At 35.0% G+C, this 9392-nt stretch carries 12 protein-coding genes; 5 read left to right on the top strand and 7 right to left on the bottom strand.

Going from position 1 to position 9392, the window contains the following annotated elements:
* A partial coding sequence (locus tag AB4Y90_RS11920) for a pyridoxamine 5'-phosphate oxidase family protein (RefSeq protein ID WP_441557799.1) occupies positions 1–257 on the top strand: 257 nt, incomplete at its 5' end.
* Positions 258–296: 39 nt separating this feature from the next.
* Positions 297–647: a hypothetical protein gene (locus AB4Y90_RS11915; RefSeq protein WP_441557798.1), complete on the top strand. Its 351-nt coding sequence runs from the start codon at positions 297–299 to the stop codon at positions 645–647.
* Positions 648–783: 136 nt separating this feature from the next.
* On the opposite strand, the gene AB4Y90_RS11910 is transcribed toward AB4Y90_RS11915, so the two are convergent.
* From AB4Y90_RS11910 to AB4Y90_RS11890, 5 genes are all read right to left on the bottom strand, one after another.
* Complete coding sequence (locus AB4Y90_RS11910; RefSeq protein ID WP_441557797.1) at positions 784–1092, bottom strand: Crp/Fnr family transcriptional regulator; 309 nt, start codon at positions 1090–1092, stop codon at positions 784–786.
* Positions 1089–1475 (bottom strand): bacillithiol system redox-active protein YtxJ, encoded by a 387-nt coding sequence (gene ytxJ / locus AB4Y90_RS11905; protein WP_441557796.1) that lies wholly within the window; start codon positions 1473–1475, stop codon positions 1089–1091. Before ytxJ ends, AB4Y90_RS11910 begins: the two co-directional genes overlap by 4 nt.
* Positions 1472–1933, bottom strand: coding sequence for a DUF1569 domain-containing protein (locus AB4Y90_RS11900; RefSeq protein ID WP_441557795.1), 462 nt, complete (start codon positions 1931–1933; stop codon positions 1472–1474). Before AB4Y90_RS11900 ends, ytxJ begins: the two co-directional genes overlap by 4 nt.
* Positions 1924–2463, bottom strand: coding sequence for a YfiT family bacillithiol transferase (locus AB4Y90_RS11895; RefSeq protein ID WP_441557794.1), 540 nt, complete (start codon positions 2461–2463; stop codon positions 1924–1926). The genes AB4Y90_RS11900 and AB4Y90_RS11895 overlap by 10 nt, the downstream gene beginning before the upstream one ends.
* A 106-nt stretch (positions 2464–2569) precedes the next feature.
* A complete protein-coding gene (locus AB4Y90_RS11890) occupies positions 2570–3712 on the bottom strand; it encodes a DEAD/DEAH box helicase (protein ID WP_441557793.1) in 1143 nt (380 codons plus the stop codon).
* A gap of 170 nt (positions 3713–3882) precedes the next feature.
* Between AB4Y90_RS11890 and pncA the strand changes: the two genes are divergently transcribed.
* On the top strand, positions 3883–4488 hold the full coding sequence (pncA, locus tag AB4Y90_RS11885; RefSeq protein WP_441557792.1) for a bifunctional nicotinamidase/pyrazinamidase: 606 nt from the start codon (positions 3883–3885) through the stop codon (positions 4486–4488).
* Between the two features lie 245 nt (positions 4489–4733).
* Here pncA and AB4Y90_RS11880 read toward each other — a convergent pair whose 3' ends face one another.
* A complete protein-coding gene (locus AB4Y90_RS11880) occupies positions 4734–5885 on the bottom strand; it encodes a pseudouridine synthase (RefSeq protein WP_441557791.1) in 1152 nt (383 codons plus the stop codon).
* Positions 5886–5985: 100 nt separating this feature from the next.
* On the opposite strand from AB4Y90_RS11880, the gene aroB reads away from it, so the two are divergent.
* Together aroB and AB4Y90_RS11870 are read left to right on the top strand one after the other, a co-directional pair.
* Complete coding sequence (gene aroB / locus AB4Y90_RS11875; RefSeq protein WP_441557790.1) at positions 5986–7032, top strand: 3-dehydroquinate synthase; 1047 nt, start codon at positions 5986–5988, stop codon at positions 7030–7032.
* A 251-nt stretch (positions 7033–7283) separates the two neighbouring features.
* Positions 7284–7943: a porin family protein gene (locus AB4Y90_RS11870; RefSeq protein WP_441557789.1), complete on the top strand. Its 660-nt coding sequence runs from the start codon at positions 7284–7286 to the stop codon at positions 7941–7943.
* A gap of 83 nt (positions 7944–8026) precedes the next feature.
* On the opposite strand, the gene purF is transcribed toward AB4Y90_RS11870, so the two are convergent.
* Positions 8027–9392 (bottom strand): amidophosphoribosyltransferase (gene purF, locus AB4Y90_RS11865; protein ID WP_441557788.1); only part of this gene is annotated, 1366 nt, incomplete at its 5' end.

Raw genomic sequence — 9392 nt, 5'->3', positions numbered from 1 at the left:
ATCTTTCTATATTTGGTGACGCTGTTATCTATAAAGACAGATCTACCATTGAAGATAAATGGTCGGCAATGGCAAATGCATGGTTTGATGGAAAAGACGATCCGAATGTATCAATTATCCGTGTAACGCCAAAAGACACTTATTATTGGGACACAAAAGCCGGAAAACTGGTGAGCCTGATAAGCTTTGTAGCTGCTGCAGTTACCGGAAATAAAACAGATAATTCTGACGGTGTAGAAGGCAACGCTACTGTTTAATTTTAAAAATATAAATTCCTATCTAAAAAACTACAGATCATGATATTCGAAGATGACCCGCACGCTGTTGTAAATGAAACGAATAATAAGCCGCTCAGCAATTTTGCGATGATTACGCAGGTAATACATTTCAGTGGCGATAAATCTTTTATTTTAAATTCTTTACAGAAAATAAAGAACAGTACCATTTGCGAAATAAAAAAGAAAGTGATCGATAAATTTATCCATGAATATACGCTAAATTTTACAGGATATGTTGAGAACGACAGTTATCAGATTCATTCCGACGGTTATCGGTTATCACCTTCTTATGCGAAACAATCTTACGAAAAAGTCTTAAGGGAACAGGAATATCTTAACAGAATAATCACCACACTCAACAACGATTAATTGTTGGGTGCGGTGATTTTATTTTTAAATTAATAATATTTAAATAGTTATTGATTAATCAACACTTTATATTTTAAAAGCTGAATTTCAAGCTATCCACCGACAACTAACAACCATCAACCAATAACTCTACTTATCAGTCTTCAGAATCTTCCACCGCTTCTATATAATAACGGGATTTTTCGTTAAAATAAAGACTGCTTCTGTCGCCGATCAGCCAGTTTTCGGGGGCGAACTGTATAACGTGCTCTTTACCGTTTTTGTCGATAGAATACATTCTCAGAAGACCTTTTTCAACAAAAAAAGTATTTCTGCAGACCTCGCCTTCCTGCAAAAGCATTTCGTGCTTTCCTACTTTTTTCATTTCGTACTGAATGCTGCATAAATTTACTTTTTCGGCAGGAACTTCAAAAACTTTTGCTAAATATTCGTTTATATTACTCATAAAACCTGGCTTAAAGATATACCCTGATGTGAAGCATTACTGATGGCTTTTCCGTTTTCGATGACGATCAGTTGCGGACTTTCGTGACGGATCTCGAAATCTTCAGCAATTTTATTGGAGATCGGTCTGAATGCCAAAAGATCAAGAAAATAAAAGCTTACATTTTGATTTTGCGCTTCTGAATTTTCTATTTCTTTTTCAAAGTTTTTTAAAACCGTTTTGCTGATGAAGCAGCTTGTAGAATGCTTGAAGATCGCTATTCTGTTTTCATAAGATTTTTGAACAGCTTTTTCTAAATCTTCCTCAGATTTTATTGTATTCCAGAAAGATTTTGTTTCTTCYGGATCCTGTTTTCCGCCAAATATTTTATCTAAAAAACTCATACATTAAATTGTTTTAAATGGTGATTGAGGTGCTTGTATTCCATAAATCCCCAATCTTTCTCTTTCATTTTACCAAAAAGCTCGTGGTGATCAGGTAAAATATTCTTTTCTGAAGCCATTCGATACTCGTCTAACCTCTTTAAAAGATTGTTTCGGGCTTCATCAAAGTTACATTCAAAATTAACGATTACTTTTCGAAAACAAGGCATATTGGGCGGAATTCCGTTATTGAAAATACGCATTTCTTTTTTTGTACATATCCCGATTGCTTTAAAGAAGAAATTAGTCTTTGGCAATTCAATTTTTTTCAACGGAATTTGCAGAATCAGATCACAATGCGTTAACATCTGAGCAGCATTCATCCTCCCCCATTTTCTTTCGGAGGTTTCTGAAAGCTGAGCTATTCTCAGTTTTATTTCATTAAAATCATTTTCGTTATGAAGACTTTTTAGTGCCAATTTTTTTCTTTCTTGAGATTTTCGATGTGTGCGAAATGATGATTACAATGCCATACGTAATTGGCAAGATAAACTCTGAGGTTATAGTTTTGGTTGTGTTCAGGATGATGAAAAGTTCTTTCAAACTGTTTGTTGGTCATTGCTTTCAGTAGAACCGTCCATCTTTGATGAGTACCTTTTATGATTTTCATTGCAGGTTTTATCGGCATATTCACACTGTCCTGAAGTTCGGCAAATTTAGCTTCGTCATAAGGTTTTATGGTAGGATTTTCTTCGGTAAGCGCCAGTTTTAGACGAATCAGACTGTTCATGTGACTGTCTGCAATGTGATTGACGAGCTGTCTTACCGTCCATCCTCCTTCTCGATATTGTGTATCGAGCTGATCTTCGTTAAAGTTTTCAATCAGGTTTTTTAATTTATCCGGAAAGTTTTTTATCACGCTGATGTATTCTGTGAGTTGAATGTCGCAGATGTTTTCAGGAGCTTCAAAACGACCAATGGGAAATCTTTTTTGTTCTAAACTGTTCATTTTTCAATTATGCTATTTAATAATTCGGCAAAATTTTTAAGTTAGTGCTTTGTGCTTTTACAAATATTAATCTGCAAAATCAGCTCAATCAGCGAGAAAATTAAAGTTAATAACCATGCAGATTAATCCCTTCAGTTCTCTGCAAAGTCACCTTCTTTCCCATTTTCTTTTGAATTACTCTGAAATGCTGCAATTCGTCATCCGTCAAAATATTGATTGCTGTTCCTTTTTCACCTGCACGACCCGTTCTTCCGATCCTGTGAATGTAATCTAAAGGCGATCGCGGCAATTCGTAATTGATCACGCACGGTAAAGATTCGATGTGAATTCCACGACCGATCAAATCTGTAGCAACCAAAATCTGTGCGCCGTTTACTTTAAATTCTTCCAGATTATTTCTTCTCGCACCCTGAGATTTCTGGCTGTGAATGGCTACCGCTTTTATTTTATTTTTCTTTAATTTTTCAACCAAATTATCTGCAGATCTTGTAGAAGAAACAAATATCAAAGCTTTTTCAACTTTCTTTTCTTTAATTAAATATCTCAAAAACGGACCTTTATTTTCAGGAGAAACATGATAAGCAAGCTGCTCGATATTGTCAATCTCAACTTCTTCTTTTTTGATTTCAATTAAAGTCGGATTGATAGACAAACGTTCTTTCATTTCAGAAACTTTATCATTCAAAGTTGCCGAAAACAAAATGGTTTGCTTTGCAACGGGCATCATCGCAAAAAGTTTATTCATCTCCTCTTCAAACCCAAGCTGAAACATTTTGTCTGCTTCATCAATTACCAAATGCTGAATCTGTGAAATGCTCAACGCGTTATGATCAATTAAATCCAATAAACGACCAGGAGTTGCAATAAGTACTTCCACACCAAACATTCCTTTCATCTGCGGATTGATAGAAACACCGCCATAAACTGCCATTGTACGGATTTCACGCTTCAGGTTTTCTGTAAAGGCTTTAAAAACCTCATCAATCTGGATAGCCAATTCTCTTGTAGGAACCAATATCAAAACCTGAATATTTCGGTTTTTCTTCACTTCTGCATTTTGTAGCTTTTCTAAAATTGGCATCACAAAACAGGCTGTTTTCCCTGAACCTGTCTGCGCAATTCCCATGAGATCTTTGCCTTTTAAAATAACAGGTACAGCCTGCTCCTGAATCGGAAATGGTTTCAGATAGCCTAATTTTTTTACAGAACTGATAATATTGTGTGATAATCCTAAAGATTCAAATGACATACGGTTTTTATTTCATACAAAGATAAACTTTTGCGTGTTGTTTTTGCTTTCCAAATGGTTTTCTATTCATTATTTTATTTTTAAAATGCCGTTTTGTCAGATAATTCTTTTTTGGACAAATATTTGAGTATTATTTTTATAAATTTATCAAAAACGAGAAAGCTAAACATATGAAAAAAGCATTAATCATCGTAGATGTACAAAACGATTTTTGTGAAGGCGGAGCTCTTGCTGTTCCGGGAGCCAATGAAGTAATTCCTTACATCAATCTTCTGATGGAAGAAAATCAATATGACCAGATTATTCTTACCCAGGATTGGCATCCCGCAAACCATAAAAGTTTTGCAAGCAATAACAACAGAAAGGTTGGCGAAAGTATTATTTTGAACGGTGTCCCGCAGTTTATGTGGCCGGATCATTGTATAGAAAATACTTTTGGCGCAGAATTTCATAAAGATCTGAACAGAGAAAAGGTAACCCACATTATTCAGAAAGGAAAAAATACCGAGATTGATGCTTACAGCGGTTTTCAAGACAATAACCATTTTATGAAAACCGGATTGAATGATTTCTTAAAATACCACGAAATTCAATTGGTGGAAATTGTCGGTTTGGCTTTAGATTATTGTGTGAAATTTACCTGCCTTGATGCAGTGGCAAATGGTTACATAACTTGTTTACATTTTAACGGAACCCGTGCTGTCAACGTAAAACCGGATAATGGTAAAGATGCAATCTATGAAATGATTCAAAAAGGGGTGACGGTTTTGGGATGATATTTAATTTAAACATAAATAGCACTGATTTTTTCACAAATTACACAAATTATTATCCTCGTAGTTTTAATTAATATTTGGCTGTCATTCTGAATGGAACGAAGTGAAATGAAAAATCTCTTTAATAATAAGTAATAGATTCTTCCTTTGTCAGAATGGCAAACTTTGAAACTAAAAAAAGACGTTGGATTTTTCAACGTCTTTTTTTAGTTTTTATATCTCGAAACTCGAATCTCGTATCCCGATTAAAGCATTTTCAGATTATTCACTTCCTGCTCAGATAAGATTCTCCAATGACCTCTTTTGATGTTTTTCTTGGTTAATCCCGCAAACATTACTCTATCAAGAGCTTCAACTTCGTATCCTAATCTCTGGAAAATTCTTCTGATTACACGGTTCCAGCCGATGTGAATTTCAATTCCGATTTCATTTCTTGGTTTCCCTTCGATAAACGAAATCTGATCTACGACAGCAACACCTTCATCCAAACGAATTCCTTCAGAAATAAGCTTCATATCTTCGTTCGTAAGTTTTTTATCTAAAGTTACATGATAAATTTTCTTCGCATCAAAAGACGGGTGCGTCAGTTTTTTAGTCATGTGACCATCGTTCGTTAAAAGGATAACTCCGGTCGTGGAACGATCCAGTCTTCCGACAGGAAAAACTCTGTACGGAGAAGCATTCGCAACCAAATCCATTACCGTTTTTCTTGCTTTATCATCTTTCGTAGTAGAAATATAACCTTTTGGCTTGTTTAAAAGTACATAAACCGGTTTTTCTGGCGTGATGTTTTGCCCGTCAAATACTACTTTGTCTACTTTCTGAACCTGATAACCCATTTCTGTTACCACTTTCCCGTTGACTTCTACCAAACCCTGAGTAATTAATTCGTCGGCTTCTCTCCTGCTGCAAATTCCTGAATTGGCGATGTATTTATTAAGACGGATGGTATCTTTATGAACATCCTGCTCTACTTTTTTGAATCTTCTTTTCTGTACAAAAGATTTTGCTTTGTCCTGACCTTTTTCGTTTCCTTCAGTTCCTGGTCTTCTTCCGTATTTCAGGCTTCCTCTTTCGTATTTATCTCTAACATCAAAACTATTGGGTCTGCTGCCGCCTCTTTTGGGAGCAGATTTACCGAAAGTCTTTTTCTCTTCACCAGAATTGGTAATAAATGGTTCTTGTTCAGTTTTTGAATATTTTCTGTCCATTCGGGCCTGGTAACTGGTGTCACCACTTCTTCTTGATTCAGAATTTCTTTCTCCTGCTTTAGGAAATGACTTTTTGAAAGGTTTTGATCCGGAATCTCCGGATTTAAGAGAACGAGGACTGTCTGAGTTTCTTGTTGAAGATCTAGGTTTTTTAGGTCTCCCTGAATTATTATTGTCTCTGCTCATTCTAAATATTTTTGCAAAGATAGTGATTTAGTTACGAGTTAGAAATTAAGAATCATAACTTTGTAGCTTAGTATAGCTTTAATTATAAAAAAATCATACGATGATTACTGTATTAGACGAAAATTTTTCAAAGCTCAATCAATTTCTGACCGAAAAATCATTCAGCAAAATTTTTATTTTGGTGGATGAAAATACGCATGAATATTGCCTTCCTTTACTTTTAGGAAATTTAGAAACCGATATTTCTTTTGAAATACTGGAAATTGAAGCGGGTGAAGAAATGAAAAATATTCAGACCGCCAATCAGCTTTGGGAAATTTTGACCGAAATGAAAGCCGACAGAAAAGCTTTGATGATCAATCTTGGCGGCGGTGTTATTACCGATATGGGCGGTTTTGTAGCTTCTACTTATAAAAGAGGTATTCAGTTTATTAATATTCCTACAACTTTGCTTTCAATGTGTGATGCTTCAATCGGAGGAAAAACAGGAATTGATCTGATGCATTATAAAAATATGGTAGGAACTTTTTCTTTTCCCGAAAAAATCTATGTTTATCCGGGATTTTTAGATACGCTTCCTGCAAAAGAACTGACAAGCGGGTTTGCCGAAATGCTGAAGCATGGTTTGATAGCCGATAGAAAACATTGGGAAGATCTGATCAAGTTGCAGCATCTGGATCCGACAGGAATTGAACCTTTCATTCCGCAGTCAATGGAGATTAAGCAGGAAGTTGTAAATGCAGACTTTCACGAGAAAAATGTAAGAAAAACTTTAAATTTTGGTCATACAATCGGTCATGCGATCGAAAGTTTGTGCCTTCAGAGCGAGAATCCGATTCTTCACGGGGAAGCGGTTGCTTTGGGAATGATCTGCGAAAGCCACCTTTCTTATCTTGAAGGTTTGATCTCTAAAGAAGATTCAGATTTAATTATAGAAAATATTCAAAGATATTTCAGTTTTATTGATCTTACCGACTTTAAAGAAGAAGATATTTTTAACCTATTATTAAATGATAAGAAAAATGCAGACGCCAAAATCAATTTCTCTTTGCTGTCTGATATAGGTTCTTGCGTGTTCGATTATCAATGTTCAGCAGAAAACATACAAAAATCGATTGATTTCTATAAAAAACTGAGCCAATTTTAAGTTTTAAACTAAAATTTTAGATAAATAATTCACTGTTTTATTATTCTAAGCATAGTAATTTTTAAAAATGTAATTTATTTACCTTCAATTAATTATAATAAAAACCATTTGCTTTTGTGAATGGTTATCTTATGTGTTTCATACCACAATATCTTTTGGCAAGCAATTTGAAAGATACGAGTCGTCAAACAGAAAAAGTTTGGTAGTAAAATTTAAAATTAGAACTAGTAAAATATTAAAAAATTTAAGTTATGAAAAAGTTAATTTTAGGAATTGCAGTTTTGTCAACATCTTTGGYATTTGCACAGACTACAACGACAACCACTACTACAAGAACAACATCATCTTCTGATGTAAGATTCGGTATCAAAGGTGGTATGAACGTTTCTTCATTATCAGATGACGGATCTTTGGAGGATCAAGGATCTAAAATAGGTTTTAATGCGGGTGTATTTGCAACAATTCCTGTAGCGGAATCTTTTAGCATTCAACCGGAGGTGATATACACACAATATGGAGACAAATATGATTACAGAGCTCCAATTTCAAACGATAGAATTTCATATGCAAGACATTTGGATTACGTTGCAGTACCTTTAATGTTCCAATATAATTTTATTCCAAATCTTTATGTTGAAGCTGGTCCGGAATTCGGATTTTTAGTAAGTGCTAAAAACAAATTGAAAAACGAAAGCAATAACGATCCTTTGAATACAACTGGAGACTACAAAGATCAATTGAATACATTCAATTTAGGTATCGGTTTAGGTGCAGGTTACTATTTCACAGATAACATTGGTATTACGGCAAGATATACTGCAGGTGTTACTGATGTTGCTAAAGACAGACCAAATGGTTCTGATGCAATTAGAAACAACAACTTTGCAGTTGGTTTAGCTTTCAAATTCTAAGAGAAACAAATCTTTAATTTCAATAAAAAAGGTCAGACTTAAATTTTTTAAGTCTGACCTTTTGATTTTTATTTAAACTAAAATTAATTAAATAATTCTACCTCCTCTCCTTTTCCTACAGGATATTCTTCTGTAAAGCATCCGAAGCAGTGGTTTGATGAACCTAAAATTACTTTTAAGTTTTCTGTGCTTAAAAATTCTAAAGAATCTACTCCTAAATAATCTCTAAGCTCTTCAGTCGTCATATTTGCAGAAATCAAATCATCTTTTGAAGGGGTGTCGATTCCTAAATAACAAGGCGCAATAATCGGCGGGGAAACACTTCTGAAGTGAATTTCCTTCACACCTGCATCTTTAAGGATTTTTACCAGTCTTTTCGAAGTTGTTCCACGAACGATAGAATCGTCGATGATGACAACTCTTTTATCTTTAATTTCAGAAATAATCGGGTTCAGCTTAAGGTTTACTACCCTTTCTCTCATTTCCTGAGTCGGTACGATGAAAGATCTTCCGATGTATCTGTTTTTAATTAAAACCGGACGGAAAGGAATTCCCGAAGCTTTAGAAAAACCAATTGCAGCAGGAACTCCGGAATCCGGAACTCCGATTACCACATCAGCTTCTACAGGAGCCTGTTCCCAGATTTTTTCACCGGATTTTTCTCTGATTTCGTAAACGTTGATGTTTTCTAAAGAAGAGTCAGGTCTTGCAAAATAAATATATTCAAAAGAACAGATTCTCTGCTTCGCCTTTGCTTCATCTACCATGATTGAATGAAGTTTTCCCGGTTCGTTTTCATTCGTATAAATGATTTCTCCAGGCAAAATATCACGAACATATTGAGCTCCAACAGCGTCTAAAGCTACAGATTCAGAAGCTACAACATATGAGTTTTCGTTGATTGCTCCCAAAACCAAAGGTCTGATTCCGTTGAAATCTCTGAATGCGAAGAATTTATTTCTTGTCATTCCAACAACCGAATACGCTCCTTCAATTTTATCCATCGTTGCTTTGATTGCTCCACGAAGTCCAAGATCAAGATTTTTTTGAATTAATCTTAAGATAACCTCAGAATCAGAAGTCGCTCTGAAAACCACACCTTCAGCTTCCAACTCTTGCTTCAGCTCTTTTGCATTGGTTAAATTACCATTGTGAGCGATAGAAAGTATAATCTGGTCATATTCGTTTTTGGCGAAAAATGGCTGAAAATTATATTTCTTTTTGTCTCCTGCAGTCGTATAACGGGTGTGTCCGATTGCAGAATTTCCCATAAAAGTTTCAGGATCGGGTATCTCTTTATAAACATCCAAAACCAATCCTTCATCTTTCATATTGGTGATTTTTCCGTCTTTAAGAACAGAAATACCACAAGCTTCCTGACCTCTGTGCTGAAGCGCAAAAAGCCCGAACTGTGAAAGCGAAAACGTATCAAGATCGTTATCAGAATAC

Origin of the sequence: Chryseobacterium sp. 2TAF14 (assembly GCF_052115105.1) — a bacterium.
Lineage (GTDB): Bacteria > Bacteroidota > Bacteroidia > Flavobacteriales > Weeksellaceae > Chryseobacterium.
Note: the sequence above shows the minus strand (reverse complement) of the source record. Positions and strands in the feature narration are given on the sequence as shown.

Coding starts and splice junctions, on each gene's coding strand:
- AB4Y90_RS11890 (WP_441557793.1), bottom strand. CDS start 3,712: ATGTCATTTGAATCTTTAGGATTATCACACAATATTATCAGTTCTGTA.
- aroB (WP_441557790.1), top strand. CDS start 5,986: ATGATTACTGTATTAGACGAAAATTTTTCAAAGCTCAATCAATTTCTG.
- AB4Y90_RS11915 (WP_441557798.1), top strand. CDS start 297: ATGATATTCGAAGATGACCCGCACGCTGTTGTAAATGAAACGAATAAT.
- AB4Y90_RS11880 (WP_441557791.1), bottom strand. CDS start 5,885: ATGAGCAGAGACAATAATAATTCAGGGAGACCTAAAAAACCTAGATCT.
- AB4Y90_RS11910 (WP_441557797.1), bottom strand. CDS start 1,092: ATGAGTAATATAAACGAATATTTAGCAAAAGTTTTTGAAGTTCCTGCC.
- AB4Y90_RS11895 (WP_441557794.1), bottom strand. CDS start 2,463: ATGAACAGTTTAGAACAAAAAAGATTTCCCATTGGTCGTTTTGAAGCT.
- pncA (WP_441557792.1), top strand. CDS start 3,883: ATGAAAAAAGCATTAATCATCGTAGATGTACAAAACGATTTTTGTGAA.